This window comes from Citricoccus muralis, from assembly GCF_029637705.1.
GTDB lineage: Bacteria > Actinomycetota > Actinomycetes > Actinomycetales > Micrococcaceae > CmP2.
Map to the genome: position 1 here is coordinate 2,492,135 of NZ_CP121252.1, position 26,899 is coordinate 2,519,033.

A 26,899-nucleotide genomic window follows, 5' to 3' on the forward strand; every position below is an offset into this window, starting at 1 on the left:
ATTCAGTTGTGGGTCACGGCAACAGGGCGATCACCAGCGGGATCACGCCCAGGCAGATGAAAGAGGGCAGCAGGCAGGCGCCCAGCGGCAGCACGAGTCGGATGCCGAGCTCGGACGCCAACTTTTCGGCGCGTCGGCGCCGGTTCCGGCGCAGGGTTGAGGCAGCCGATTGCAGTACGTCGGCGCTGGCGACCTGGGAGCGGGCGGCGAAATCGAGTTCGTCGCGCAGCGCGGTCAGTTCTCGGTCGTCGTCGATGGGCGCCCAGGATTGTTGCCAGTCAAGGCCGTAGCCGAGTCGGGCGGAGACCTGGGTGAGCGGGGCACATCCAGGCAGGTGCTGGCCGAGCAGTCCCAGGGCGGTGGTCAGGGGCTGACCGGCGATGAGCATCCCGGCCATCACGTCCAGGGCGAGGGCTGCATCGACACTCTGTTTGGGCTCATGCTGCGTGGTCGTCATCAGTACGCCTCCTGGGTGGAACGGATCATGGAGGCCGTCCAGCGGCGACCGGCCACGGCGAGGCCGGCACCGACCCCGAGTAGTGCCCAGCCGGCGGGGTGCACCAGGAGGTCGAACACGGTGGTGCCGAGCATCGCGGACATGCCGAGTCCGGCGGCGGGCAGCCAGCCCAGTAACTGGGCGGTGGATTTGGGACCGGCGGCGGCGGCTTCGCGGGCCTGGTGGGCGTCTTCTCCGGCGTCGAGGGCGTCGGCGAGGCGGGTGAGGACCAGGGCGACGGGCATGCCGGTGGCGGAACAGAGCCGCAGGCATCCGGCCAGTTGTGCCCAGTGTTCGGCTGGTCCGGGGCCGGTGACGTCGTCGAAGAGGGCGGTGCCGCGCAACAGGGCTGAGTTTTGGCGGCGCAGCACGTGGTGCAGGCAGCAGCTCTCCCCCGCCTCGGTGCCTGCTGGCCGGGGGCAGGGCTCGTGCAGGTCGGCTAGTTCTTGCCAGACGGTGTGCACCGAGCGCCCGGCAGACAGCAGGGCGGAGGCCTGACGGAGCATGCCGATGAAGGTTTCGGTAGGTGCGCCGGTACGGGCGGCACGCCAGACTCGCCAGGCTTCGGGGAGACGCTGGAGCGGGGTGGGTGCAGTCATGATGCGTCTTCCAGCAGGTGTAGGCCGGGGCCTTCGAGGATGCGGTGTTCCTCGACCCGTATGGCGGTGATCATGCGCAGCGGCGCTTCCGGGTCGTTGCTGGGTTCGAGCACCCCGAGTTCTACCGGGTGCCTGCCGTGGGTGTGGCTGCGTCCCAGGTGGATGACTGCATCAATTGCGGAGCGGGCCTGGAGGCGCAGGGCGGTGGCTTCCAGTCCGGCCAGTGCTCCCATGGCGTGGAGGCGGGCGGGCACGTCGTGGACGGAGTTGGCGTGCAGGGTGCCGATCGCCCCGCGGTGCCCGGTGTTGAGTGCGGCGAGGAACTCTCCGATTTCGGCGCCGCGGCACTCGCCGATGATCAACCGGTCGGGACGCATGCGCAGCGCCTGCCGGATCAGATCGGCCAGGGTGATGCGTCCGCCGCCTTCGGCGTTGGGTTCGCGGGTTTGCAGGGACACCACGTGGGGGTGCTGGATGCGCAGCTCCCGGGTGTCCTCCACGGTGATGAGACGTTCCTGAGCGTCGGCGAGCCCCAACAGTGCAGCCATCAGGGTGGTTTTTCCGGAGCCGGTGGCCCCGCTGACGAGCAGCGTGGCGTGGGCCTGAACGAGGTGCCGGAGCAGGGACAGCCACTGCTCCCGGTGTGGCCAGGAGGCGCTCAGAGTCTCCAGGGTGACACCCGGGGAGGGTAGTCGGATGCTCAACTGAGGTGCGGTGCTGATGGGCGGCAGGACGGCATGGACTCGGGAGCCGCCGATCTGGGCGTCGGCGAAGGGCTGCCCTGCGTCGAGGCGGCGTCCGGCCTGGTGTAGCAGGCGGACCGCGAGCGCTTGGACGGTGTCGGCGTCAAGGATCTCGGCACGCTGTTGCAGCCCGTCGGCGCCGTCGGTCCAGAGTTGCCCGGCGGCGTCGATCATGAGGTCAGTGATGCCCTCGGTGCGGGCCCATCCGGCCAGCGGTCCGAGCCCCACCAAGGCGTCGTCGACGTCCTGCATGCGTTGCCGAGCTTGTGCATAGCTCAGCGTCGGCGTGTGGCGCAGCACGGCTTCGGCGCTCACTTCCGGGCCAGGCGGGGTGACCCCGTGGGTGCTGGCCATACGGGTGGCGCTGGCGTCCGGGGTGGAGGCGGCACGCAGTGCGGCCCAGTCGCGGGCGGCGTTGGAGGTGAGTGCTGGCGCGGGTGACGGGGCCGCGGGAACGAAGGCGCGCGACATCAGCCACCCACCCATTCCTGGCGTAGGGCGTTCAGGGCGCGATCCCGGGCACGGCGTCCGGAGCGGTCGGTGGTCAAGGCGACGGGTAGTTCGAGCAGAACCGCGTTGAAGAGTCGGCGGCGGCGCAGTTGGCGGCGCGGAGCTTTGGGGAGCAACCGGTCCCGGTGGGTGGCGGGGGTGAAGACCCGCCAGGACCGCCGTGGTTCGGCCAGTTCCCGGTGCAGCGGATCCTGAAGAGTCGCTTCGGTGAGCATGGCCAGGGCCGAATCGGTGTCTACGCACAGGATGGGTTCGGCCGGTGCGCGGCGGGCCAACTCGAGATGGTCCCCGCAGTCGATGACGACACCGTGTTCGGCCAGCAGTGGCACCACCTGGTCCAGTTGCCGGGAGCAGAGGTCCAGATCAACCGGCTCTCCCCCGGTTATTCGGATCACGGAGACGGTGTCGATGCGCTCGGTCCAGCGTCTCAGGGCGGCGAGGCTAAGCCGTTCACCGCGGTCGATCACCGCGCAGAGTTCGGCCAGGGTGGTCCCGGGGCCGGGGCGGGCGGTGAGCAGGAAGGGCGAGGGGCCCAGCACGGAGGCGACGTGGCGGCTGAAGTCGGGCCACTGGTCGTCACCGCTCAGGTGCACCATGGCCACGCAGCGGGCATGGGCAGAAATACCGGAGACCTCGAAGATACCGGGGGCAGCCGGCTCGGTAAGCTGTCCCAGTTGCGCGGTGAGTTCTTCGGCGTCGCGAGGTAGCCGCCAGGTGCGCCTTTGAAACACAGCGGAACCGTCGACGCGCAGTTCCACCACACCGAGCGCGTCCTCGGGAACCGGGGAGGTGAGCCCGCAAATCCTCGGCACCGCAGCCGCGGCGACCGCGCAGGCGCACAGGGTGATGAGCGGTTCGGAGGTGACCGGCTGCAGCGGCGGAACCGGCCAGGGCACGGTGATCGCCAGGGTGGGCAGTGCGGGGAGGTCTGGCTGCTGGGGTGTCATGCCTCCACTGTGCGATCCGGGGCCGGATCAGCGCGGTGGCGCCGGGGGCGCCTGTGGATCAGTCGCGGGCGTGGCCGGGCTGTGGAGGAGCGACGTCGGGCAGCGGCCGGGTGGCGTCCCAGTCGGTGACGTCCACATAGCGGTCGCGCTGCCAGGGCTGGGCCCAGCCGAGCAAATCCAGCATCCTGTCGAGCAGGATCGCGGTGAAACCCCACACCAGGGTGCCGCCCACCATGAACGCCGGTGAGGTAAACACGTGGCCGGTGGGCCCAGAACCGAAGCGGCGCTGGGCGCTCACCCGGCGCTCGGGGTCGATGAGGTCGGCCACCGGCACCCGGAACACCCGGGTGGCTTCGGCCCGATCGACGACGGCAACTTCGCTGGGCCGGTCCCACCAGCCCACCACGGGGGTCACCATGAAGTTGGATACCGTCAGTGGCACCTCGGGCAGAGTGCCCAGCACGTGGACACCCGCTTGATCGAGGGCGGTTTCTTCTTCGGCTTCGCGGAGAGCACAGGCTATCGCGCTGGGGTCTTCGGGGTCGCGGGCGCCGCCGGGGAAGGAGATCTGCCCGGGGTGTTTGCGCAGGGTGAGGGCGCGCTGGGTGAGCAGCACGTCGAGTTCTTCCGGCACGGGCGCATCCTGGTAGCGGGAGGGCACGTCGTCGAGGGCGCCAAAGAGGATGAGCACGGCTGAGGCTCGGGGGTCTTGCACCTGGAACCGGCTGAAGTCCCAGCCCAGGCTGGATTCGGGCAGCCGCCCGTTAAGCGGGATGCGCGAGGCGTTGAGTTTGCGGTGCAGGGTGCCATAGGTGCCCACTAGGGCAGCTAGGTCAGCGAGGGCGCCGTCGAGTTCGGCGGGCTGGGTGTCTTGACTCATGGCTGCATCGGGTACCCTTCTGCCCGCAACTGGGCGCGGCGGTCACCGGCCAGCAGGCGAGCGTGGAGTTCTTCGCGGCCCGGCGCCAGCTCGTATTTCAGCAGGGCGCGGGCGCTGTCCGGGTTGGTTTCGCCGTCGCCGAAACTCGGACACCAGCGGGCCACCGGGCACACCCCGCAGGCGGGGCGTCGGGCGTGGCAGATGCGCCGACCGTGGAAGACCACCCGGTTCGACAGGGCGGTCCAGTCACGCGGCTCGAAGAGTTCGGCGACGTCGCGTTCCACCTTTTCTGGATCTTGGGAGCCCGTCCAGCCGAAGCGCCGAGCCAGCCGGCCGAAGTGGGTGTCCACCGTGATCCCAGGGCGGCCGAAGGCGTTGCCGAGCACCACGAACGCCGTTTTGCGTCCCACCCCGGGCAGGGCGACCAACTCTTCGAGACGGCCAGGCACCTCGCCGTCGTGGTGTTCCACCAGGGCGCGGGAGAGTCGCAGCACCGCGGAGGCTTTGTTCTTGTAGAAACCGGTGGGACGCACCAGTTCCTGTAGTTCCCGCTCATCGGCATGGGCCATGGCTTCGGCATCCGGGAAGCGGGCGAACAGTCCGGGGGTCACCGCGTTGACGCGCACATCGGTGGTCTGGGCGGAGAGCACGGTGGCCACCAACAGTTCGAAGGGTGTGGTGAAGTCCAGTTCGGCCTCCGCATAGGGGTAGGTTTCGCCGAGCACCCGGTAGATTTTCCGGGCGCGACGTGTCCTGGCCAGCGGGGTTTCGTCGGTCATGACCGGGCTCGCTCCACCCCGTCAAGGTCAGCCAGCACACCCTGACGACCGTTGGGTGCCTGCACCAGGAAGGTGTCGCCGCGGTCTTCCAGTGCCAGAATCCATTCGCCGGCGGGCAACACAAAGCCGTGTTCGCCCTCGGTGCGCCGCTCGTTGGGCACCGCAAACCAGAAGGCGCCAGCCTGCGGTTGGGCTGGTTGTGCAGGCTGCTCAGACGGGGCTGGCTGTGTGGGCTGACCTGGCTGTGCCGTGCGTCGACGCTCCTCGAACTGAGCTTGGAGTTGTTGCACCCGTTGCCCGGAAATGGTCAGTACCACTACGAGCGCCACCGAGCCCACCAGGCCCACCAGCAGCACCGCCGTGGACAACCCGAACATGGGCCCCGAGGCGGTGATCAACAACACGGCAAACCAGGTGCAGATCATCCAGCTCAACACCCGCGCCAGTTGTGGCAGGCTCAGCGTGCCCACCCGCAGCTCGCGCACCGAGGACATTCTCTCGTGCGCCAGGGTCACCCCCATCACCATCAGTGGAGCCACCACGCCCAGCAACAGCATCAATACCCAGTGCTGACGCCACACGCTTAAGCCCTCAAAGTCGAAGGAGTACCGCGACACGATAACGACGTAGCTCATCAGCGGCCACATCCCACCGACCAGCACCACGATGGAGGCGGCAAGCACGCTCCAGCTGCGTCGGGACAGCAGCCGCGTCGTCGTCGACTCTCGGGCCGCTCCGCCGGTCTGTTCCGTCATCGTCATCTCCACGTTGTCATCTGCTGAAGTCTGTGGCGCGCGTAGGGAACGCGTCGTCGCCACCACCATTGTTGCATTCTCGTTGCGGCCGCGTTGCACTGGGTCCAGCTCGCGACTGCGGCCCCACAGTTGGGCAGAGGGCGCCGTCTGCCGCATGATCCCTACCGCCTATCCGACGAGTGTGACCCGCTCGTTGCCTCGGGCGCAGGACGGCGGACTAAAGTGAACCACGAACCAGATGTGACCTCGGTTACATCGTGATCCCGCACCGCGATGCACGAAGGAGTTCAGATGGACAATCTGATGCACGAAACTCGCACGTTCCCGCCCACAGAGGAATTCGCCTCTCAGGCGGTGGCCGGGGCCGAGCTCTACGACGAGGCCAACCAGGACCGCCTGGCCTACTGGGCCCGCCGCGCCCGCGAGGTACTCCACTGGGAGCAGGACTTCACCGAAACCCTGGACTGGTCCAACCCGCCCTTCGCGCAGTGGTTCGTTGGCGGCACCACCAACGCCGCGTACAACGCTCTGGACCGGCACGTTGAGGCCGGCCTCGGTGACCGGGTGGCCATTCACTTTGAGGGCGAACCGGGCGACACCCGCACCTGGACCTACACCGAACTGGCTGCCGAGGTGCGCCGTGCCGCCAACGCTTTCGAGTCCCTAGGCGTGGCCAAGGGCGACCGGGTCGCTGTTTACCTGCCGATGATCCCGGAAGCAGTCATCACCATGCTCGCCTGTGCCCGCATCGGTGCGGTGCACTCGGTGGTGTTCGGCGGTTTCTCGGCCGAGGCGCTGCGCTCACGTATCGACGACGCCGAGGCGAAACTGGTCGTCACCGCCGATGGCTCCTACCGACGCGGCAAGCCCTCGCTGCTGAAGCCTGCGGTGGATGAGGCGCTCTCCCCGAAGGCCGCCGCCGATGACACCGAGGCCTCCACCGTGGGCCACGTCGTCGTGGTTCAGCGCAACGGCGAAGACATCGAGATGACCCCGGAGCGCGACGTCTGGTGGCACGATGTGGTCTCTGGCGCCTCCGACGAGCACGAGCTGGTCTGGCACGACGCCGAGCACCCGCTGTTCATCCTCTACACCTCCGGCACCACCGGCAAGCCCAAGGGCATCCTGCACACCACCGGCGGCTATCTGGTGCAGACCGCCGTCACCCACCACGACACCTTCGACCTGAAGCCGGAGACCGACGTCTACTGGTGCACCGCCGATGTGGGATGGGTGACCGGGCACTCTTACGTCACCTACGCTCCGCTGGTCAACGGCGCCACCCAAGTGATTTACGAGGGCACCCCGGATACCCCGCACAAGGGCCGCTGGTGGGAGATCGTCGAGAAATACAAGATCACCCAGATCTACACCGCTCCCACCGCGATCCGCACCTGCATGAAGTGGGGTCGCGAGATCCCGGATACCTTTGATCTGTCCTCGCTGCGCGTGCTCGGCACCGTCGGTGAGGCCATCAACCCCGAGGCGTGGATGTGGTACCGCGATGTGATCGGCTCCAATAACGGTGCGGGCACGAAAAACGACGACGGTTCCGTCACCCCGGGCCCGCGCAAGGAGCACCCCGCCCCGATCGTGGACACCTGGTGGCAGACCGAAACCGGGGCCCACATGCTTACCCCGCTGCCCGGGGTGGTGGCCACCAAACCCGGTTCGGCTCAGCGCCCGGTGCCCGGGATTACCGTGGACGTCGTCGATGACGCCGGCCAGAGCCTGGACACCACCTCGGGCGGGTTCCTGGTGGTCCGCGATCCGTGGCCGTCCATGCTGCGCGGCATCTGGGGCAACCCGGAGCGGTTCAAGGAGACGTACTGGTCGCGCTTCGACGGCATGTACTTTGCCGGTGACGGCGCCCGCCGCGACGACGACGGGGACATCTGGCTGCTGGGCCGCGTGGATGACGTGATGAACGTGTCCGGGCACCGACTCTCCACCACCGAGATCGAGTCAGCACTGGTGTCTCACGAGCTGGTGGCCGAGGCCGCCGTGGTGGGCGCAAAGGATGCCACCACGGGGGAAGCGGTCGTGGCGTTCGTGATCCTCACCGAGTCCCAGTCCGGCATCAATGCCGGCGAGGCCGACCAGCTGCTGCGCGCACATGTGGCTTCGGAGATTGGCCCGATCGCCAAGCCGAAGCACGTGCTGGTGGTTCCGGAGCTGCCGAAGACCCGCTCCGGGAAGATCATGCGCCGCCTGCTCAAGGATGTGGCCGAGGGCCGCGATCCGGGTGACGCTTCGACTCTGTCGGATCCGACGATCATGCAGCAGATCGCCGAATCGCTGCGTCAGGACTAACCCGGCTCACCTCTCCAGCTCATTCCCCACCACGAAGGGGCGGGCACCTCCTCACCGGAGATGCCCGCCCCTTATTGTTTGACTGTTGGTGTTTACTGCTCAGCCGCCTGAGCCGCAGCAGCCCGGCGTTCACCGTCGGTGCCGGAGGTCTCGTCGGGGTGGCGCAGTAGGTGGATCATGGCGACCACCATGCCGCCCCAAATGGTCCCCAGCATGATGATCATCATGACGATCGAAATCGCACTCATCGCTGAGCTCCTTCCAGTTCGGACGCTTCGTCCTCGTCATCGGTCAGGTTGGGATTGTCTTCCACATGTAGCGCCGAATTACGGGCCCACGGCACGAACGACAGCACGACGGCGACCACGACCAGCATGGCCATCATGCCCCAGCCGAACGTGTTCACATACCAGTCCGGGTAACCACCGTAGCCCTCTTGAACGCGCTCGACCAGGTAGGCGATGACCATGTAGCCCAGCACCACCGGCATGACCACGGCGATGAGCACCTTGTATACCGGGCCCAGCCGGAAGGATGACACCGCGTTGAGGTGGTCGACCAAGGGGCGCAGCCGTCGCACGATCCAGGCGACGATGATCACCGAGACCAGCGCGCCGCCAACAATGCCGACGTTGTTGGTGAACGCGTCGGTGGTGTCGAGCATCGGCAGGCCGGTGGTGGTGCCCAGCAGCAACAGCGAGGCGATAGCGCAGGCGGTGCCCACGGTGAGCACCACGGTCCAGCGCGAGAGCCCGGTCTTGTCCTTCACCGCGGAGATCACGACTTCGAGGATCGAGACCAACGAGGTGAACCCGGCGAAGACCAGGGAGCCGAAGAAGAGCACCCCGATGAGCGGGCCGAGCCCACCCGGAGCCTCGGAGATCAGCGCCGGGAACGCGATGAATGCCAGACCAATACCCGCGTCGACGACGTCGGTGATACCCACACCGGAGGCTTGGGCCATGAAGCCCAGCGCCGAGAACACGCCGATACCGGCCAGCACTTCGAAACCGGAGTTCGAGAACCCGACCACCAGGCCGGAGCCGGTGAGGTTCGTGCGACGCTTCAGGTAAGACGAGTAGGTGATCATGATGCCGAAGCCCACGGACAGCGAGAAGAAGATCTGCCCATAGGCAGCCACCCACACGCCCGGATGCGTCAGGGCCTCCCAGTTCGGGGTGAACAGGGCTTCCAGGCCACTGGTTGCCCCGTCGAGGGTCAACGCGATGACGACCAGCACCAGGAACATGACCACCAGAACCGGGATACCAATGATGGAAGCCATCGCGATGCCGCGGCGCACGCCCATACCGAGGATGATCAGCAACAGGATCCAGACGGCGAGCATCGGCCAGAACACGCCGGGCACGATCTGCAGGGTCGGAGTCACGTCCTCAGCCATGTTCAGGTACTGACCGAAGAAGAAGCCGTTCGGGTCGTCGCCCCACGCCTCGGAGACCGAGAACCAGGTGTAGGAGATCGCCCAACCAATGATCGCGGCGTAGTAGATACCGATGATCACGCAGACCATCACCTGGAACCAGCCGAGCGCCTCGGTGGATTTGTGCAGGCGACGGAACGCCAACGGTGGTGAACCGCGGAAACGGTGGCCGATGGCGTAGTCGAAGAACAGCAGCGGGATACCCGCCGACAGCAGCGCCACCAGATACGGGATGACGAAGGCGCCGCCACCGTTCTCGTAGGCGATGTAGGGGAAGCGCCAGATATTACCCAGACCCACGGCGGAGCCAATGGCCGCCATAATGAACATCCAGCGGCCAGCGAACTGCTCGCGCTGGACACGTCCCGGGCTGATCTGCGCTGAGGATGAAATGGCTGGTTCAGCCATGGTGTGCTCCTACCGCTTCGGGTGTGATGAAAGCCCAACCCTCTGCGAACCACTTGTGAGGTTTGCCACACGGTCAGGCCTCAGCAGTATATCTAGCCTACGCACTGGCCGGTAGAGACCGCGCCGGTGTAGGAGCCAGCATTGGTCAGCACATCACCGGCTTCTTCGCCCGTAATGGCGTAGCCCACGGTGATGTCGGAGGCGGCTTTGGCAAACACCACGCCCACCACGTCACCCTGCTCGTCGACGAGCGGGCCACCCGAGTTGCCCTGTTTCACGTCGGCGTTGAGCTGGTAGATGTCGGTCAGCTCCGCGTCCTGACCGTAGATGGTGTTGATCGACACCTCCCCCACCGCCTGCACGGAGGCTGGCGCAATACGGAACGGTCCGCCGGCCGGGTAGCCGAGCACATAGGCATCGTCGTCTTCGGCCAGGCGTTCTCCGGTGTCGAGGGCCTCGATGTCACCGTCAAAAGCAATCACCGCGAGGTCGCGACTGGGATCGAAGTGCACCACTTCGCCCACGTAGATCTCCCCGTCCAGGGACTCCACCAGCGGCTCGGTCACCCCGGCCACCACGTGCGCGTTGGTCACCACGCGATTCGTCTCGACGGCGAACCCGGACCCGGTCTGGCTCTGACCGCACTCATAGGCGGTGCCGGTAATGCGCACGGTCGAGGACGAGGCCCGCTCAATCTCTGCATTGGGCGGGGCGGTGGTGGGCTCGGCCGGGGTCGGCGGCGCCTGCACCGGCAGGGCTAGCTCCGGAACCATATGAGCGTCCAGTAGTTCTGAGCGCAACTGCGTGAAGAACCCCTGTGTGGCTTCCGGGGTCAGCGAATTCACGGTGCTGATGACTTTGGACTGCTTGATGGCGGTGGTCATCGCGGGCACGCCGAGCTGGGCCAGCGAATAGGAGACCATCGAGATCATCACCGCGGCGATGGCGGTGTTGATGCCGGCGCCGAGCACTTTGTCGATCACCCGCAGTGCCGGCTGGTTCACCCGCAACCGCACCGCGCGTCCCAGGCCACCGCCAATGAACCAGCCCAGAGTGACCAACATCAGCACCGAAGCCCACACGGCGGCCAATCGCCATCCGGGAGAGGGCACCAAGGTCATGATCCACGGCACCATGAAGAAGGCAGAAATTCCGCCCACAACGAAGCCGATCATCCGTCCGGCGGTGATCCAGAGGCCACGACGATAACCGTGAATGAAGAAGGCGAGGAGAGCGAGCAACATCACGAGGTCGAGCAGGGTCAGTCCGAACACGTCCATCCGGTCTCCTTTCCCTGGCTCTTCCGGGGGCTCCTTCTAGCGCACCGCCATCGTACGAGGCTATCGTTTCAACCTGAATGGACTCGTGGAGCCACGCAGATCGAGTCTGGGTGTTCAATGTGAACCCAGGCACCAATGGCCTGTGCGGTGGACGTCCCGGCCGAAAATAAGACAGTATGTTAGGGATGTCACCAGCCGTGGAGAGCACGGCCGAGATTTGAGAGGACCCCCACCATGGATTTGGACGTTCTGCGCACCGCGCCGTTGTTCACCCATCTTGACGACGACGTTTTCACAGCACTGACCGCGGAGCTCACCGAGGTCGAGCTGTCGCGCGGCGCTTCCGCCTTCCACGAAGGCGACGACGGCGATCAGCTGTACGTCATCCTGTCGGGCAAGATCAAACTGGGACGCACCGCCGCGGACGGCCGAGAGAACCTGCTGGCCATTCTCGGCCCCGGCGAGGTGTTCGGCGAGATGGCCCTGTTCAACCCGGCGCCTCGTACCGCCACGGCCACCGCCGTCTCCGCTACTCGACTGGCCGGTCTGCGGCACGAGAACCTGCGCAAGGTCATCCAGTCCACCCCCGAGGTCTCCATGCAGTTGCTGGGCGCTCTGGCGCGCCGTCTGTCCAAGACCAACGAGTCGCTGGCCGACCTGGTGTTCTCGGATGTGCCGGGCCGCGTGGCCAAGGCCATCCTGGATCTGGCCGACCGCTTCGGCCGTCCGGCTGCCGACGGCCTGCTGGTGGCCCACGACCTCACCCAGGAAGAGCTGGCCCAGCTGGTCGGCGCTTCGCGCGAGACCGTGAACAAAGCCCTGGCCGAGTTCGTGCAGCGCGGTTGGTTGCGCCTGGAGAACCGCGCCGTGGTCGTGCTTGACCTGCAGCGCATGCGCCAGCGCGCCGGCTGATCAGCGAGCAACAACTCAGCTACAACGAAGCGGGGTCCGCACCAGATGAACTGGTGCGGACCCCGCTTCGTTTAGACGGGTTTAAGATTTCGACGGTCAGGCGTATTCGACGACGATCTCGACTTCCACCGGGGAATCCAGCGGCAGCACGGCAACACCTACCGCAGAGCGCGCGTGCACGCCGGCCTCGCCGAAGACCTCGCCGAGCAGTTCGGAGGCCCCGTTGATGACCTGCGGCTGACCGGTGAAGCTCGGGTCGGACGAAACGAAACCGACGACCTTGACCACCCGGGTCACCCGGGCCAGGTCACCGATCACGGACTTCACCGCCGCCAGCGCATTGACGGCGCACCGGGCCGCCAACTCCTTGGCCTGCTCCGGTGAGACCTCCGCACCCACCTTGCCGGTTGCCGGCAGTGCGCCGTCGACAAACGGCAGCTGGCCCGAGGTGTACACCAAGGTTCCCTGGGTGACAGCCGGAACATAGGCGGCCACGGGGGCGGCGACGGCAGGCAGCTCAACGCCGAGTTGCTTCAGCTGTTCTTCGGGATGATTTGTCTCGGTCATGACTCCTGCTTCGGTCGCTTCATGTAGGCCACCGGGTTGGACCCGTCGGGACCCGGGATCACGGTGACAAGCTCGTAGCCCTCATCGCCCCACTGGTCGAGAATCTGCTTGGTGGCATGGATCAGAAGGGGAACCGTGGCGTATTCCCATTTTTGTGGTGCACTCATGGCTCCACCCTATCCGCACGTCCGGTCCTGGAACAGATCATCTCGTGTCAGAATCGACCACAGATTCTGATGAAATTCAGAGCTCAGGTTCGGACCGTACAATGGTGGCCATGGCTTCATCCCGCTCACCCTTCTTTGACACCGCCACGACTTTGGGCAAGGTCGTGGCGTTCTTCGGAATCGCGGCCCTGTGCGGCGCATTGGCTGCCGGGCTCATGCTGCCGTTGGGCATGGTGGGCGGCGCCGCCGCAAACACCGGCAGTGAACTGCTCGACAACCTTCCTGCGGAGTTGCAGGAGGAGCCACTCTCGCTACCCTCGACCGTCGAGGCCGCCGACGGCACCGTGCTGGCCACGTTCTACGCTGAGGACCGCACCCCGGTCAGCCTCGACGAGATCTCCCAGCACATGCAGGACGCCATCATCTCCGTCGAGGATGAGCGCTTCTATGAGCACGGCGGTGTGGACGGCCAGGGCCTGGCCCGTGCGATCGTCAACAACCTCACCACCAGCACTCAGCAGGGTGCATCAACCCTGACTCAGCAGTACGTGAACAACGTGCTGGTGAACTACCAGAACCTCAATGATCTGCGCACCACGGTGTCGGGACAGAAGACCGTGCCGGACAAGTTGCGCGAGATGAAGCTCGCCGTGGCCATCGAGAAGGAAATGACCAAGGACGAGATCCTCGAGGGATACCTCAACATCGTCCTGTTCTCCGGTCGTGTCTATGGGGTGGAAGCCGCATCTCGCTACTTCTTCAACAAGAACGCCGCGGATCTGAACATCCCGGAGTCGGCCCTGCTGGCCGGCATGGTGCAGTCGCCCAACGCCCTGAACCCCCTCAACAATCCCGAGGCGGCCAAATCCCGTCGCGACACCGTGCTCTACACGATGCTCAACAACGACAAGATCACGCAGGAAGAGTACGAGGAAGCGGTCGCTTCTGAAATCGTGACCGATGAGACCCCGGTCCGCTCGGGCTGTGCCTCGGCCGTGGCTGGTTCGGGATACTTCTGCGACTACGTGCAGCGCCAGATTCTGGCCGATCCGGCCTTCGGCCCCGATGCCGACGCCCGTCAGCGCCTCCTCGATCGCGGTGGCCTGACCATCAAGACCACCCTGGATCTGGATCTGCAGCGCGTGGCCGCCGAGCAGGCCAACCAGTCGGTGCCGCGCGAAGAGAGCGACGACATCGGCGCCGCGCTGATCACCGTGGAGCAGAACTCGGGCAACATTCGGGCCATGGCACAGAACACCGCCTACAGTTCCGCCGAAGGCAACGGCAACACGACGCTGAACTTCAACGTCGACAAGCAGTGGGGTGGCGGCAACGGCTTCCAAGCCGGTTCGACGCTGAAGCCTTTTGTGGCCCTCGCCTGGCTCGGCTCCGGCAAGTCCATGCGCGACCAGGTCGATGCCTCCCGCGACTTCTACGCCAACGGCACCGCGTTCCCCGCCTACTGCCGCCCCGGTGGCGCGACCCTGGTCAACACGGACGGCGACGGGTGGGAAGTGAACAACGCCATCGCCGATATGAAGCAGCGCATGCGGGTGGACTACGGGCTGTTCTGGTCCATCAACACCGCCACCGTCGCCACGGCGTATGCCACGGACCTCTGCGCCATCACCGACATCACCACCGCCGCTGGTATCGAGCGCGCCGACGACGACGAGCCGCTGAGTCCACAGCGACCGTCGTTCCTGCTCGGCGCGGAGGAAGTCTCACCGATGACGATGGCGTCGGCCTACTCGACCCTGGGCTCCGGCGGCACCTACTGCGAACCGCGGGCGATCGCCGAGGTCACCGATGGCAGCGGCAACAGTTATGAGGTGCCTCCGGTGCAGTGCAACTCGAACGCACTGAACTCCGAGGACATCTCCGAGCTCAACCACACCCTCAAGGCCATCGCGGACGAGCGCATCGCCCTGGGCTCCATCAACTACGACATCGCCGGCAAGACCGGTACCAACAACTTCGAGTCCTCCACCTGGTTCATCGGCTACACCTCACAGCTCACCACCGCCTCCTGGGTCGGGAACTACCGCAACCTGCAGGCGCTCACCGGTCGCACCATCGGCGGGGTCACCTATGACGACGTGTGGGGCTCGCTTATTGCGGGTCCGATGTGGGTGGACTACATGAGCCAGGTGGCCGACCAGTACGAGACCAACACCCTGCCTGACACCGGCACAGGCAACCCCCGCTCGCGGTGATTCGGCGCCCGCTCATCACCGGAGCGCTCACCGTAGCCGCCCTGGCCGCCGCCACGGTGGCCTACGGCGTGTACGAGACGCGCCGCTTCGTGGTGCGGCGGGAAACGCTGCCCTTGCTACCCGCCGGGGCTGCACCGGTGCGGGTGCTCCACCTCTCCGACATCCACCTGATGCCGCGAGACACGCTCAAACTGCACTGGTTACGCGAACTCGACGCCGCATTGCAGCCCGACCTGGTGGTGAACACCGGTGACAACATCGGTTCCGCCGCATCCATCCCGTTGCTGCTCGAGGCCATGGAACCACTGCTTGCCCGCCCCGGGATCTTCGTGCCCGGCTCCAACGACTACTACGCGCCCAAACCACTGATCAACCCGTTCAAGTACTTCGCCGGCCCCTCCTCCGCCGACTTCGATCGCGAAGAACGCGAGGCGCTCGCCCGGCGCCGTCTACCCAGCGACCAGTTGTTCGCAGCATTCGAGCAGGCCGGCTGGCTCAACCTCACCAACACCACCGCCCGAGTGAACCTCGGTGGCACCGCAATTGACTTCGCCGGCACCGACGACCCGCACCTGGATCTCGACCGCTGGCCCGGCTTTGCTGCGGCACACTCCCCCGCCCTGCGGCTGGGCGTCACCCACGCCCCCTACCAGCGGGTGCTGGAGGCGATGCGCGACGATGGCGCCGATCTGATGCTGGCCGGGCACACCCACGGCGGCCAGATCTGTCTACCCTTCTACGGGGCATTGGTCACCAACAGTGACCTGCCCACCCGCTACGCCTCCGGGCTGCACTGGTGGGACGGCACCCCCTTCAACGTCTCGGCCGGAATCGGCGCAGCTCCGGCGGCGCCGATCCGGATCGCCTGCCGGCCGGAAGCCGTCGTCATCGACCTGATGCCACGATGACCGCGAAGAGCACCGAACGCAGCATCTGGCAGGCCATCGCCCGGCTCAGCCCCTACCTCGACGGGGTGCGCTGGCGCTGGGCGCTGGGCCTGACCGCCGCCCTGGCCGCCTCGCTCGTGGCCCTGGTGATCCCCCAAGTCATCCAGCATCTCGTGAACTCCATCGTGCACGCCGGCTCCGCCCAGGTGTGGACCGCCGCACTCATCATGGCCGTGCTAGGTGTGGCCGAGGCCGGACTCATCTACGCCCGCCGATTCTTCGTACTGCCACCGGCCGCCGGGGTCGAAACCCGCGCCCGGGTGGCGCTGTACCGGAGACTGCAGAGGATGCCGCTGTCTTTCCACGACGCCTGGCCCTCCGGACAGTTGCTTTCCCGGGCCGTGTCCGATCTGAACCTGCTGCGCCGGTGGATCGCGTTCGGCACCATCATGTTCATTGTCTCGGTGATCACCATCCTGGTGGGCATGGGGTTGATGTTCTCGCTGTCCTGGCAGCTCGCGCTCGTGTACCTGTTAGGCGCGGTGCCGATCATGTGGCGCTCCTTCGGGTTCCGCCTCGACTTCCGGGCCGCCTCACGGCTTTCCCAGGACCAGGCGGGCGACCTCGCCACCACGGTGGAAGAATCCGTGCACGGGATCCGGGTGCTCAAAGCGTTCGGGCGCAGTGGTGAGGCGCTCGACGGGTTCCGCAGCCAGGCCGACACACTGCGCGGCACCGAAGTACACAAAGCCACCGTGCTCTCCCGATTCATCGGTCTGGTGGTGGCCCTGCCGGAGATCGTGCTCGGCATCAGTCTGGCTCTCGGCCTGTACCTCACCGCAGACGGCTCGCTCACCGTGGGCGCGCTGGCTGCGTTCTTCGCCACCGCGATGGTGCTGGCCGGGCCCGTGGAATCGGTGGGCCAGCTGATGGGTATGGCGCTGTCCGCCAAGACCGCTATCGACCGGCACATCGAGGTGATGGATCAGCCCGCCGTCATCGAACCCTCACAGCCCCAGACCCCACCACGACGCGGCAGCCTCGAGTTCCGGGGTGCCGAATTCCACTACGCCGACGCCGAACCCGACGACGCCGGGCACATACCCGCCCTGTTCAGCGTGAACCTGGAGGTCCGCCCCGGCGAAACCATGGCGCTGGTGGGTGTGACCGGTTCCGGGAAATCCACCCTGGCGCATCTGGCCCCTCGACTCTACGACGTCACCGGCGGCCAGGTGCTCGTGGACGGGGTGGACGTGCGCGAGATGAGCCTGGACACGCTGCGCACCCGGGTGGCCATCGCCCTGGAGGAGCCGACCTTGTTTTCGGACACGGTGCGCAACAACGTGCTACTCGCCGCCGACGAGGAGATGCTGCACACCGCACTGCACACCGCCCACGCCGATTTCGTCTACGACCTGCCCGAAGGCGTTGAGACTCAGATCGGTGAGCAGGGGCTGAGCCTCTCCGGCGGGCAACGGCAGCGCCTCAGCCTGGCCCGCGCGATTGCCGCCCGACCCGACATTCTGGTGCTTGACGACCCGCTCTCGGCGGTGGATGTGCACACCGAGGAGCTGATCACCGCCCGGCTGCGCGAAGTGCTCGCCGACACCACCGTATTGATTGTGGCCCACCGCCGCTCCACCGTGGCCCTGGCCGACCGAGTGGCGGTGCTGCACGAGGGCCGCATCGTGGAAGTGGGCGCACCGGATGAGATGCGCTCCGAGATCTACCGGGAGCTGCTGTGATCGGAACCAGCGGAGAAGAAGAGCTCCACCTCTCGCGTGAGGACCGCAAACATGTGCGGCGCCGCTCCCTGCGGCTACTCGGCGCACTGGCCCGGCCGGTGGCCTGGAAGCTGTTGGTCGTCGTCGTCCTCGTCGTGATCGCCAATGCCGCCCGGGCCGCGTTCCCGCTGCTCATCGCCTGGTCCATCGACGCCGGGCTGCCCGCCCTGCAACGCGGAATAGAAGCCAACGACGGTTCCGCGGTGCCCACCGCACTGGGGATCGGGGGTGCCTACGCGCTCACCGGGGCAGTGGCCGGCGTGGGGCTGAGTCTCTACCTGTGGCTGACCGCCAAAGTCTCGCAAGCGATGTTGCTGGCTCTGCGGGTGCAGGTGTTCGAACACACCCAAGTTCTCTCCCTGGAGTTCCACGAGCGCTACACCTCGGGAAAGGTGATCTCTCGGCAAACTTCCGATCTGGACTCGCTGCGCGAGCTGCTCGACCAGGGCGTGGCCGCACTTGTTTCGGGCCTCATTTTCATGAGCTTCACCGCGGCCTCCATTATTCTGCTCGACCCGTGGTCGGGGCTGGTGCTGGCCGGGGCTTTCATCCCGGTGGCGCTGCTGGTGCGCTGGTACCAGGTACGCTCCGAGGTGGTCTACCGGGCCACCCGGGTCTCCTCGGCACGGGCAATTGTGCACTTCGTGGAGACGATGACCGGCATCCGCGCCGTGCAGGCCTACCGTCGGGCCCGCGCCAACGACGACCGCTACGAGGAACTGGCCGAGCAGTACCGCGATGACACGGTGGAATCACTGCGCCTGTTCGGGGTGTTGCAGCCCACCATGGTGCTCATCGGCAACGCCACGGTGGTGGCTCTGCTGCTCTTCGGCGGGTTCCGGGTGGTGGCCGGGGATCTGGAGATCGGTGTGCTGGTGGCGCTGCTGTTGGCTGGCAAGCGGGTGTTCCAGCCCATGGAGCAGGTCGCCATGTTCTACTCCTCCTTCCAGTCCGCCTCGGCCGCGCTCGAGAAGGTCTCCGGGGTGCTTGAGGAGACCCCCACCGTGCAGTATCCGGAGCACCCCACCCCGGTGCAGGCCCAGGGGCATCTCCGTTTCACCGACGCCGAGTTCGGCTACACCGACCGTACGGTGCTGCCTCGCTTCGACCTGGATATCCCGGCCGGGCAGACCGTGGCCGTGGTGGGACCCACGGGTGCCGGAAAATCCACGCTGGCGAAACTGATCGCCCGCTTCTACGACGTCAGCGCCGGCAGCCTCACCCTCGACGGTGTCGAGCTGCGCGACATCTCCCACGAGCAGTTACGCGAAGCAGTGGTGATGGTGACCCAGGAGGCGTTCCTGTTCTCCGGTTCGGCTGCCGAGAACATCGAGATCGGCCGTCCGGGGGCCTCTCGGGAGGATATCGAGGCGGCTGCTCGCGCCGTCGGCGCGCACGAGTTTCTCTCGGAGCTGGGCTACGACACCGACATCTCCGCCCGCGGTGTCTCCGCCGGGCAACGCCAGCTGATTTCCTTCGCCCGCGCGTTCCTGGCCGATCCGGCGGTGCTCATTCTCGACGAGGCCACCGCCTCCCTGGACCTGCCCAGCGAGCGGGCGGTGCAGGCGGGCATGGAGCAGCTGCTGGGTTCGCGCACCGCGCTGATCATCGCCCACCGGCTCTCCACCGTGCTCACCGCCGACCGGGTGCTCGTGATTGACGACGGCCGGATCGTCGAGGATGGCAGCCCGGCACAGCTGCTGGCCGAGGGCGGCCGGTTCGCCGAACTGCACCGGGCTTGGGAGCAGTCTCAGCACTGAATCAGAATCAGCTCTGGTACTGGTCCCGGTACTGCTCTCGCAGCCCCTTCTTGTTGAGCTTGCCCACCGAGGTGCGGGCAATGGTATCCACGAACAGCACTTCGTCGGGCAACTGCCAGTCGGCGAAGGCGCCGCGTAAGACACCGCGGACGTCATCGTCACTCACAGAGTCCCCCTCCTGAGCGACGACGAGCGCCAGCGGCCGTTCTTCCCATTTCGGGTGGGGGATGCCGAAGACCGCTGCTTCAGCAACCCCGGGCAGGCTGACGATGAGGTTCTCCATATCGATGGAGGAGATCCACTCGCCACCGGACTTGATCACGTCTTTGAGCCGGTCGGTGACCTTGAGGTAGCCGCGGGAGTCGATGAATCCCACGTCGCCGGAACGCCAGTAACCCTCGGCGTCGAAGCCGGCCTCGCTGGCCTCCGGGTTCTGGTAGTACTCCGCGGTGATCCAGGGACCGCGCAGCATGATTTCGCCCACGGACTTGCCATCGTGCGGTAGTGGTTCACCGGCCGGGTCCACGATCTTCACGTCGACGCCGGGGACCACGTACCCCTGAGACCGGCGCAGCTCCCAGGCCTCGTCCTCGGTGAGGCCCAAGCCGGGCCGCAACCGGTTGGTGGAAGCGACCGGGGAGGTTTCGGTGGCGCCGTAGGCGTGCACCACCTCGGCCCCGGTGAGCTCATAGAACCCCCGCATCATTGACAGCGGTGGTTCGGAGGCTCCGCAGATCAGGCGCATCCTGGAGAAATCGGGAGCGGAGCCATTCTTAGCCACCCCTTCCAGGTGCTGCAGCATCGGCATCAGGATGGCCGGCGCGGCCGGGGCCACGGTGACCCCGTGATCCATCATGGCCGAGGTGAGCATCTCCATCTCGGTCGCGGCGAACCGGCCGGGAAGCACCGAGCGAGCACCCACCAGCACGGCAGTGTAGGGCAGTCCCCAGCACTGCACGTGGAACATCGGGGTGAGGAACATGATGGTGTCTTGCACGGTGATGCCGATGTTCATCGCCACCGCGGAGGCGTGCAGCCAGGTGGAGCGGTGCGAGAAGAACACGCCCTTGGGCCGGCCGGTGGTGCCGGTGGTGAAGCAGGCGCCGGAAGCGGTGCGCTCATCCACCTCGGGCAGCTGGAAGCGTTCTGCTTCGTCTTCGCTGGCCAGCAGCGCCTCGTAGTGCAGTTCGCCATCGCGGGCGTCGTCGACGTCGTCGCTGGCGATGATCCAGGTGACCGAAACCCGGTCCTGGACGTCTTCCATGACCGAGCGCAGGGACTCATCGACGATGATGTGGCTGACCCCGGAGTGCTCGATGACGTAGCTGAGGTCGGTGGGTGACAGGCGCAGGTTCAGCTGCACCATGGTCGCGGCGAGTGCGGGCACGGCGAAGTAGGACTCGAAGTGGCGCAGATCGTTCCACATCAGCAGACCCACGTGGGTGCCAGCACCGATGCCCAGGCCGCTGAAGCCGGTCGCCAGGCGTCGCACCCGCGCCCAGGTGTCAGCGTAGTTGGTGGTGTGCCACTGGCCGTCGAGGGTGCGGTGCACGACGTCCTGATCGCCGAAGCTGCGGGCAGCGTGAGCAAGCATGCGGGTGGTGGTGAGCTGCGCGTCGCCCATGGTGGAGACGGTGCCCAGTACGGGTGATGTCATCAGTGACCTCCTGGTGGAATGTCACGTCGGTACTGGGCGCAACGTTGCGGTAACGTTGCAGCTTATCCACAGGTGAATTCGCGGCCGGTGAGCCGCTCAAATGCCTCCACATAGCGGGCCCGGGTCTTCGCCACGATCTCCTGAGGCAGCTCCGGAGGTTGCGAGGTGCGGTCCCAGTCGGTGCTGGTGAGCCAGTCGCGGACAAACTGCTTGTCAAACGAGGCCTGGGCGCGGCCCGGCTCATAATCGGCAGCATCCCAGAACCGCGAAGAATCCGGGGTGAGCACCTCATCACCCAGGGTGATCAATCCGGTAACGACGTCGACCCCGAACTCGACCTTGGTATCGGCGAGGATGATGCCGGCCTCGCGAGCCGCGCGTTCGGCGCGGCGGTAGATCTGCAGCGTCATCCGGCGCAGTCGCTCCGCCGGGATCTGCCCAATCCGGGAGGCCATCTCCTCGAAGGTGATGTTCTCGTCGTGCTCGCCCACCTCTGCTTTCGCGGACGGAGTGAAGATCGCCTCCTCCAGCCGGGAGCCATCGGTGAGGCCCTGGGGCAGCGGAATGCCGGTGACAGTGCCGTGCTCGCGGTATTCGGCCAGCCCGGAGCCGGTGAGGTAGCCGCGGGCGATGCACTCCACCGGGTACATCTGCAACCGGCGCACGATCATCGCCCGGCCGCGCACCTGCTCGGGCACGTCCAGGGAGACCACGTGATTCGGAATGTGCTCCTCGTCCGGGTTCTCCGGGTCGGGCTGAGCCAGCTGCTCGAACCACCACAGCGAGAGCTGAGTGAGCACCGCGCCCTTGTCGGGGATGGCGGGAGACAGCGCAAAATCGTAAGCGGAGATACGGTCAGAGGCCACGACCATCACGGTGGTGGAGGCCCCGGGCTCGGAATCGGCGGGTTCGTAGAGGTCACGCACCTTGCCGGAGTAGATGTGGCGCCAGCCGGGAATCTCGATCATGCCTGCTCCTCCCCCGGAATCTGGATGTCGCCGCGTTCGGCCTTCAACCCGATGTCGGTGCGCCACTGGCCGCCGTCGAGGCTCAGGGTGGCCACCCCGGCGTAAGCCTGTTCGCGCGCTGCGGCGAGGGTCTCGCCCTGGCCGACCACGGCGAGGAGTCGGCCACCGGCGGACAGATACGTCCCGTGTTCTCCGAGCACGGTGCCGGCATGCAGCACGGGGGCCTGCACCTCGTCGAGCCCAGTGATCTCGTCACCCTTGCGCGGGGTGCCCGGATAACCGGCGGCAGCCACCACGACGTCGACGGCGTAGCCGGGCTCCCACTCCAGCGCCGGGTACCCATTCAGTTCGGAGGTGGCGGCGGCGTGCAGCAGCTGCCCTAGCGGCGAGCGCAACTGGGCGAGGACGGCTTGGGTCTCGGGATCACCGAAGCGAGTGTTGAATTCGATCACGCGCACCCCGCGGGCGGTCACGGCCAGCCCACAGTAGAGCACGCCGTTGAAGGGGGTGCCGCGCTGGACCATCTGCTCCAGCACCGGCCGGGCCACGGTGTCGAGCACCTCGTCGACGAAGCCGTCGGGCAGCCAGTCCAGCGGGGTGTAGGCGCCCATGCCTCCGGTGTTGGGGCCGACGTCTCCGTCGAAGATGCGTTTAAAATCCTGGGCCGGTTGCAGCGCTACAGCGTCGGTGCCGTCGGCGATGACGAACAGGGAGACCTCGGGTCCGTCGAGGAACTCCTCGATGACGACCTGCGAGCCGCCGTCGAAGCAGCTCTGCGCGTGGGCCAGGGCTTCCGCACGGTCCTCGGTGACCACGACACCCTTGCCTGCGGCCAGTCCGTCGTCCTTGACCACATAGGGTGCGCCGAATTCGTCCAACGCAGCTGCGGCTTCTTCCGCGGTGGTGGCCACACGGGCGGAGGCGGTGGGCACGCCGGCGTCGCTCATGATCTCCTTGGCGAAGGCCTTGGAGGACTCCAGTCGGGCGGCCTGCTGTGAGGGGCCGAACGTGGCGATCCCAGCGGCGCGCAGGGCGTCGGTGACCCCGGCAGCCAGCGGCGCCTCGGGGCCCACCACCACCAGATCCGCCGCCAGCTGCTGTGTCAGTTGCACGACCGCGTCGGGGTCGGTTTCGGAGACGGCGTGCACGGGCACATCCCCCCCGATTCCCGCATTACCCGGGGCGGCATGGATTTCCTCCACCGCGGGGTCGTTCATGAGGGCACGAATAATGGCGTGTTCGCGGCCGCCGGAGCCGAGCACAAGAATCTTCACGGGGTCAAGCCTACTGGCTGTGCACTATTCTGGCGGTATGCATGAATCCGACCGGTCTCGTGACGATCATCCCTTCGGACATCAATACGGGCGCTCGCCCTCGTCGTCGCCGCTGATTCCAGGGTGGCTGCAGGTCACCTATATGTGGGTGATCGTCAGCTTCACCTGCACCCTGATCGTCTGGTACGGCTTCCGGATGGCCGGATTCGGCCGGGGTGACATTCCCCAGGCCACCATCTCGCTCACCGTGGGCGTCATCGCTGGCAGCATCGTCACCGTATTGTTGCGCCGCCGGCGCTCGGGCCGGGGAGGCCGGCGATGACCGCCCAACTCATCAACGTGGTGCGCAACGACGTCGTCGAGTCTTCCTCGCAGGGCTCCGCCGTGGTGGTGGGCCCCGACGGTAGCGTGCTCTGCACTGTTGGCACGCCGGAGGACATTATTTATCCGCGTTCCTCGCTGAAACCCCTGCAGGCTATCGCCTCGCTGCGGGTGGGTGCACCGTTACGTGACGAGCAGCTGGCCCTGGCCTGTGGCTCGCACCGCGGCACCGAGGCCCACCAGCAGGTCGCCGCCCGCATTCTCGACGACGCCGGTTTGAGCGAGGACGACCTGCAGTGCCCGGAGGCCTATCCCGCTGACTCCGGTGAGGTGGCCCGGCTGGCCGCCGTCAGCGCCCCGGTGCGGCTGACCAAGACGCCCTTGGCGTTCAACTGCTCGGGCAAACACTCCGGGTTCCTCTCCGCCGCCCGCGCCGCCGGGCATCCCACCGAGACCTACCTCGACCCGGAACACCCGGTGCAGCGCGAGGTGTTCTCGGTGATCGAGCAGTACTGCGATGAGACGATCACCCATCACGGCGTGGATGGCTGTGGCGCCCCGGCCCCGATACTCTCGCTGACCGGGCTGGCCCGCGGCATCGGACAGGTGGCGTCGGCCCCGCACCGGCGCACCGCAGAGCTGGCCGCCGCTCAGGTAGCCACCGCCATGCTCGAGCACCCCTGTGCGGTGCACGGTCCCACCAGCTCCGACACCGTGATCCTGCGCGAGCTCGGCGTACTCTCCAAGCTCGGAGCCGAGGGGGTCCGCGTGCTCGCCGCCCCCGATGGCACCACCGTGGCGGTGAAAGCCCAGGACGGGTCGCACCGGGCCGGCGGGCTCGTCGGGCTGGTACTGCTCTCTCAATTCGCCCCGGAAGCGGTGCCGCTGGACGCCATCACCCCCGTGCTGGAGACCGTAGTGCCGCAGGTGCTCGGTGGCGGGAAACCCGTGGGCCGGATCCAGCTGGGCCACGACGTGCTCGAGGTGCTCGACTGATGGCGCGGCGCCGTATCGACCCCGTCGAGGGCCGGGCCGCCGTCCAGGCCTGGCGCGACGCCGAGGACCCGTCCGCACTGTCCCGCTCCGTGCGCGGCACCGCGGTGCGCTTCAGCCTGGAGGAACTCGCCGCCCTGTCCCCCGGACGCTCGGTGGAGGTCCGGGTGCCACCCTTCGGCGTCACCCAGTGCATCCAGGGTCCCGACCACACCCGCGGCACTCCGCCGAATGTCATCGAGACCGATCCGTTCACCTGGATGGCGCTGTGTCTGGGCACCCTGACCTGGGATGACGCGCTCGCTTCCGGCGCCGTCGCCGCCTCAGGGCTCCGTGCGGATCTCAGCGAGCGCCTACCCCTGTTCTGAACCGCGCTTGACGTAGCCTGCATCACATTGCACACTCATGTCCATGAACCTGTCAGACAGCTGGACACCTGGACAGCAACCGATCGTGCGCACCAGCGCGTCCGAAGCGGTCTTCCATGCCTTGCGCTCGTCCATTGAAGCCCAGGAAATTCCCCTCGGCGCCAAGCTGGGCTCCGAAGCCAGCCTTGCCTCGGACTACGGCGTCTCGCGCTCGGTGGTCCGTGAGGCGTTGCGCTCCTGCGCCGCTATGGGCCTGACCCGCACCGAAACCGGGCGCGGCACGTTCGTGGTGTCTCACCGCCCCACCCGCACGCTGATGCTGGGCGGCTACTCCTCGGAAGACCTGCACGAGGCCCGTCCCCACATCGAGATCCCGGCTGCCGAGCTGGCCGCCGTCCGGCGCACCCACTACGACCTGGAGCGGCTGGCCGGACTCGTCGAGCAGATGGAACAGGAAGACGACGCCGCCACCTGGGTGGAACTCGACGCTGCTTTCCACGCCGCCATCGCCGCCGCCAGCAGCAACTCGGTGTTTGACCGGGTTGTCACCGATATCCGCGAGGCGATGAGCCGCCAGTCGGGAACCGTGAACCGGGTGAGCGGGCGCCGCGATCCCTCCAACCAGGAACATCGCGCCATCCTCGCTGCCATCGAGTCCAAGGACGCCGCCGCTGCCGGCACCGCCATGCGCGCCCACCTCGACACCGTTCAAAACGCCGTCGCCGCCAGCAACAGGAGCACCTCGTGACCGCACTACCCCACCACGTCCCCCTGGCCGCCCAGACCCGCGGCGAACGGGTGGAATCCCTGCACTATGGATCCGCGGTGGTGCTCTCCGGAGACTCGACGACCGTCTACGGCGACGCCGAAACCCCGTTCTATCCGCGGTCGGCCCTGAAGCCGTTGTTCGCGGTCGGGATGCTGCGGGCCGGGTTGGACCTCACCGACGAACAGATCGCCCTAGCTGCGGCCAGCCACTCCGGGTCTGAGGAACACCAGCGGGTCGCTCTCTCCACCCTCGCTACCGCCGGGCTGGGCCCCGAGCACCTGGACAACTCCATCGACCTGCCCTACGGCACTGCAGAGCGCGCCGCCTGGTTGGCCGCCGGACACGGCCCCACCCAGCTGGCGCAGAACTGCTCCGGTAAACACAGCGCCCTGGTCGCCCTGTGCCGCCTGCACGGCTGGCCCGTGGAGGGCTATCTAAGCCAGAATCACCCGGTATACCGACTGCTCACCGACACGGTCATCGAACTCACCGGTGAAACTCCCGCGCACATCAGCACCGATGGCTGCGGAACCCCCGTGCACGCCCTGACCCTGCCGGCGCTGGCCCGCGGCTTCGCCCGACTAGCCGCCGCCGACGCCGACACCCCCGAGGGCCGGGTTGCCGCAGCGATGCGCGCCCACCCCGAGCTGGTGGCCGGCGAGGGCCGCGATGTCACCACCGTAATGCGCACCCTCGACGGCGCGGTCGCCAAAGACGGATTCGAGGGCATCCAAGCACTCGCCCTGGCCGACGGCACCGCTGTGGCCCTCAAGATCGCCGACGGCGCCGACCGCGCCCGAATGCCAATCACCCTAGCCCTGTTGGCTGAGCATCCCACCCCCGTGGCTCACCAGCTGGATTCCCCCGCCCTGACCGACGTCCTCGCCCCACCGGCCTTCGGTGGCGGCCAGATCGTCGGCCGCTTACGCGCCCTGCCCCGCACCGCGCGCACCGTCCGCCACTGACACCTCTGGCACCTCTCTGGCCTTTCTGATTTCTGATCCCCGACTGAGGTGCGCCCGGCATACCGCGGGCTGATCGTCGACCCCGATTCACCATCCTGCACAAGATTCTCACCCCATGTCCTCCAACGACGCCTACCCGA

Annotated in this window: 26 protein-coding genes; 11 read left to right on the forward strand and 15 right to left on the reverse strand. The window is 66.9% G+C overall.

What is annotated here, in order from left to right:
- Positions 1 to 13 precede the first annotated feature (13 nt).
- The 7 genes from P8192_RS11420 to P8192_RS11450 are packed head-to-tail and all read right to left on the reverse strand — an operon-like array spanning position 14 to position 5,709.
- A complete protein-coding gene (locus P8192_RS11420) occupies positions 14 to 457 on the reverse strand; it encodes a type II secretion system F family protein (protein WP_270107350.1) in 444 nt (147 codons plus the stop codon).
- Complete coding sequence (locus P8192_RS11425) at positions 457 to 1,095, reverse strand: type II secretion system F family protein (RefSeq protein WP_278157168.1); 639 nt, start codon at positions 1,093 to 1,095, stop codon at positions 457 to 459. Before P8192_RS11425 ends, P8192_RS11420 begins: the two co-directional genes overlap by 1 nt.
- Complete coding sequence (locus tag P8192_RS11430; protein WP_278157169.1) at positions 1,092 to 2,309, reverse strand: CpaF family protein; 1,218 nt, start codon at positions 2,307 to 2,309, stop codon at positions 1,092 to 1,094. The genes P8192_RS11425 and P8192_RS11430 overlap by 4 nt, the downstream gene beginning before the upstream one ends.
- Positions 2,309 to 3,295 carry a hypothetical protein gene (locus tag P8192_RS11435; protein WP_278157170.1) on the reverse strand — a complete coding sequence of 329 codons (987 nt, stop codon included), beginning with the start codon at positions 3,293 to 3,295 and terminating at the stop codon, positions 2,309 to 2,311. Before P8192_RS11435 ends, P8192_RS11430 begins: the two co-directional genes overlap by 1 nt.
- 58 nt (positions 3,296 to 3,353) lie before the next feature.
- Complete coding sequence (locus P8192_RS11440; protein WP_278157171.1) at positions 3,354 to 4,175, reverse strand: NUDIX hydrolase; 822 nt, start codon at positions 4,173 to 4,175, stop codon at positions 3,354 to 3,356.
- Positions 4,172 to 4,954, reverse strand: a complete 783-nt coding sequence (gene nth, locus P8192_RS11445; protein ID WP_278157172.1) for an endonuclease III — start codon at positions 4,952 to 4,954, stop codon at positions 4,172 to 4,174. Before nth ends, P8192_RS11440 begins: the two co-directional genes overlap by 4 nt.
- Positions 4,951 to 5,709, reverse strand: coding sequence for a hypothetical protein (locus P8192_RS11450; protein WP_278157173.1), 759 nt, complete (start codon positions 5,707 to 5,709; stop codon positions 4,951 to 4,953). Before P8192_RS11450 ends, nth begins: the two co-directional genes overlap by 4 nt.
- Positions 5,710 to 6,000: 291 nt before the next feature.
- Between P8192_RS11450 and P8192_RS11455 the strand changes: the two genes are divergently transcribed.
- A complete protein-coding gene (locus P8192_RS11455; RefSeq protein WP_278157174.1) occupies positions 6,001 to 8,022 on the forward strand; it encodes an acetate--CoA ligase in 2,022 nt (673 codons plus the stop codon).
- Between the two features lie 92 nt (positions 8,023 to 8,114).
- On the opposite strand, the gene P8192_RS11460 is transcribed toward P8192_RS11455, so the two are convergent.
- The 3 genes from P8192_RS11460 to P8192_RS11470 all read right to left on the reverse strand — a co-directional run bounded on the left by P8192_RS11460 (position 8,115) and on the right by P8192_RS11470 (position 11,151).
- The gene (locus tag P8192_RS11460; protein WP_278157175.1) at positions 8,115 to 8,270 is read right to left on the reverse strand and encodes a methionine/alanine import family NSS transporter small subunit; all 156 of its coding nucleotides are present in this window, start codon (positions 8,268 to 8,270) and stop codon (positions 8,115 to 8,117) included.
- Entirely contained in the window at positions 8,267 to 9,871 is a 1,605-nt protein-coding gene (locus P8192_RS11465) for a sodium-dependent transporter (RefSeq protein ID WP_278157176.1), read from the reverse strand. The genes P8192_RS11460 and P8192_RS11465 overlap by 4 nt, the downstream gene beginning before the upstream one ends.
- A 92-nt stretch (positions 9,872 to 9,963) precedes the next feature.
- Positions 9,964 to 11,151: a MarP family serine protease gene (locus tag P8192_RS11470; protein WP_278157177.1), complete on the reverse strand. Its 1,188-nt coding sequence runs from the start codon at positions 11,149 to 11,151 to the stop codon at positions 9,964 to 9,966.
- A gap of 234 nt (positions 11,152 to 11,385) precedes the next feature.
- On the opposite strand from P8192_RS11470, the gene P8192_RS11475 reads away from it, so the two are divergent.
- On the forward strand, positions 11,386 to 12,063 hold the full coding sequence (locus P8192_RS11475; RefSeq protein ID WP_270107339.1) for a Crp/Fnr family transcriptional regulator: 678 nt from the start codon (positions 11,386 to 11,388) through the stop codon (positions 12,061 to 12,063).
- A gap of 96 nt (positions 12,064 to 12,159) precedes the next feature.
- Here P8192_RS11475 and P8192_RS11480 read toward each other — a convergent pair whose 3' ends face one another.
- Entirely contained in the window at positions 12,160 to 12,630 is a 471-nt protein-coding gene (locus tag P8192_RS11480) for a RidA family protein (RefSeq protein ID WP_270107338.1), read from the reverse strand.
- Positions 12,627 to 12,797 carry a hypothetical protein gene (locus P8192_RS11485; RefSeq protein WP_278157178.1) on the reverse strand — a complete coding sequence of 57 codons (171 nt, stop codon included), beginning with the start codon at positions 12,795 to 12,797 and terminating at the stop codon, positions 12,627 to 12,629. The genes P8192_RS11480 and P8192_RS11485 overlap by 4 nt, the downstream gene beginning before the upstream one ends.
- Before the next feature lie 110 nt (positions 12,798 to 12,907).
- Between P8192_RS11485 and P8192_RS11490 the strand changes: the two genes are divergently transcribed.
- Genes P8192_RS11490 through P8192_RS11505 form a run of 4 tightly spaced genes read left to right on the forward strand, consistent with a single transcriptional unit; the run spans position 12,908 to position 19,444 of the window.
- Complete coding sequence (locus P8192_RS11490) at positions 12,908 to 15,013, forward strand: transglycosylase domain-containing protein (protein ID WP_278157179.1); 2,106 nt, start codon at positions 12,908 to 12,910, stop codon at positions 15,011 to 15,013.
- On the forward strand, positions 15,010 to 15,921 hold the full coding sequence (locus P8192_RS11495) for a metallophosphoesterase (protein WP_278157180.1): 912 nt from the start codon (positions 15,010 to 15,012) through the stop codon (positions 15,919 to 15,921). Before P8192_RS11490 ends, P8192_RS11495 begins: the two co-directional genes overlap by 4 nt.
- Positions 15,918 to 17,645 carry an ABC transporter ATP-binding protein gene (locus tag P8192_RS11500; protein WP_278157181.1) on the forward strand — a complete coding sequence of 576 codons (1,728 nt, stop codon included), beginning with the start codon at positions 15,918 to 15,920 and terminating at the stop codon, positions 17,643 to 17,645. Before P8192_RS11495 ends, P8192_RS11500 begins: the two co-directional genes overlap by 4 nt.
- Positions 17,642 to 19,444: an ABC transporter ATP-binding protein gene (locus P8192_RS11505; protein WP_278157182.1), complete on the forward strand. Its 1,803-nt coding sequence runs from the start codon at positions 17,642 to 17,644 to the stop codon at positions 19,442 to 19,444. Before P8192_RS11500 ends, P8192_RS11505 begins: the two co-directional genes overlap by 4 nt.
- A 7-nt stretch (positions 19,445 to 19,451) precedes the next feature.
- Here P8192_RS11505 and P8192_RS11510 read toward each other — a convergent pair whose 3' ends face one another.
- The 3 genes from P8192_RS11510 to purD all read right to left on the reverse strand — a co-directional run bounded on the left by P8192_RS11510 (position 19,452) and on the right by purD (position 23,343).
- Positions 19,452 to 21,101 carry a long-chain-fatty-acid--CoA ligase gene (locus P8192_RS11510; RefSeq protein ID WP_278157183.1) on the reverse strand — a complete coding sequence of 550 codons (1,650 nt, stop codon included), beginning with the start codon at positions 21,099 to 21,101 and terminating at the stop codon, positions 19,452 to 19,454.
- Positions 21,102 to 21,163: 62 nt separating this feature from the next.
- Entirely contained in the window at positions 21,164 to 22,069 is a 906-nt protein-coding gene (locus tag P8192_RS11515; RefSeq protein ID WP_270107331.1) for a phosphoribosylaminoimidazolesuccinocarboxamide synthase, read from the reverse strand.
- Positions 22,066 to 23,343, reverse strand: a complete 1,278-nt coding sequence (purD, locus tag P8192_RS11520) for a phosphoribosylamine--glycine ligase (RefSeq protein ID WP_278157184.1) — start codon at positions 23,341 to 23,343, stop codon at positions 22,066 to 22,068. The genes P8192_RS11515 and purD overlap by 4 nt, the downstream gene beginning before the upstream one ends.
- 37 nt (positions 23,344 to 23,380) lie before the next feature.
- Here purD and P8192_RS11525 point away from each other — a divergent pair, with 37 nt between their 5' ends.
- Genes P8192_RS11525 through P8192_RS11545 form a run of 5 tightly spaced genes read left to right on the forward strand, consistent with a single transcriptional unit; the run spans position 23,381 to position 26,759 of the window.
- Complete coding sequence (locus P8192_RS11525) at positions 23,381 to 23,665, forward strand: hypothetical protein (protein WP_270107329.1); 285 nt, start codon at positions 23,381 to 23,383, stop codon at positions 23,663 to 23,665.
- A complete protein-coding gene (locus tag P8192_RS11530) occupies positions 23,662 to 24,660 on the forward strand; it encodes an asparaginase (RefSeq protein ID WP_278157185.1) in 999 nt (332 codons plus the stop codon). The genes P8192_RS11525 and P8192_RS11530 overlap by 4 nt, the downstream gene beginning before the upstream one ends.
- Entirely contained in the window at positions 24,660 to 25,025 is a 366-nt protein-coding gene (locus P8192_RS11535) for a sterol carrier family protein (RefSeq protein ID WP_270107327.1), read from the forward strand. Before P8192_RS11530 ends, P8192_RS11535 begins: the two co-directional genes overlap by 1 nt.
- Before the next feature lie 43 nt (positions 25,026 to 25,068).
- A complete protein-coding gene (locus tag P8192_RS11540; protein ID WP_278157186.1) occupies positions 25,069 to 25,773 on the forward strand; it encodes a FadR/GntR family transcriptional regulator in 705 nt (234 codons plus the stop codon).
- Entirely contained in the window at positions 25,770 to 26,759 is a 990-nt protein-coding gene (locus tag P8192_RS11545) for an asparaginase (RefSeq protein ID WP_278157187.1), read from the forward strand. Before P8192_RS11540 ends, P8192_RS11545 begins: the two co-directional genes overlap by 4 nt.
- Positions 26,760 to 26,899: the final 140 nt, after the last annotated feature.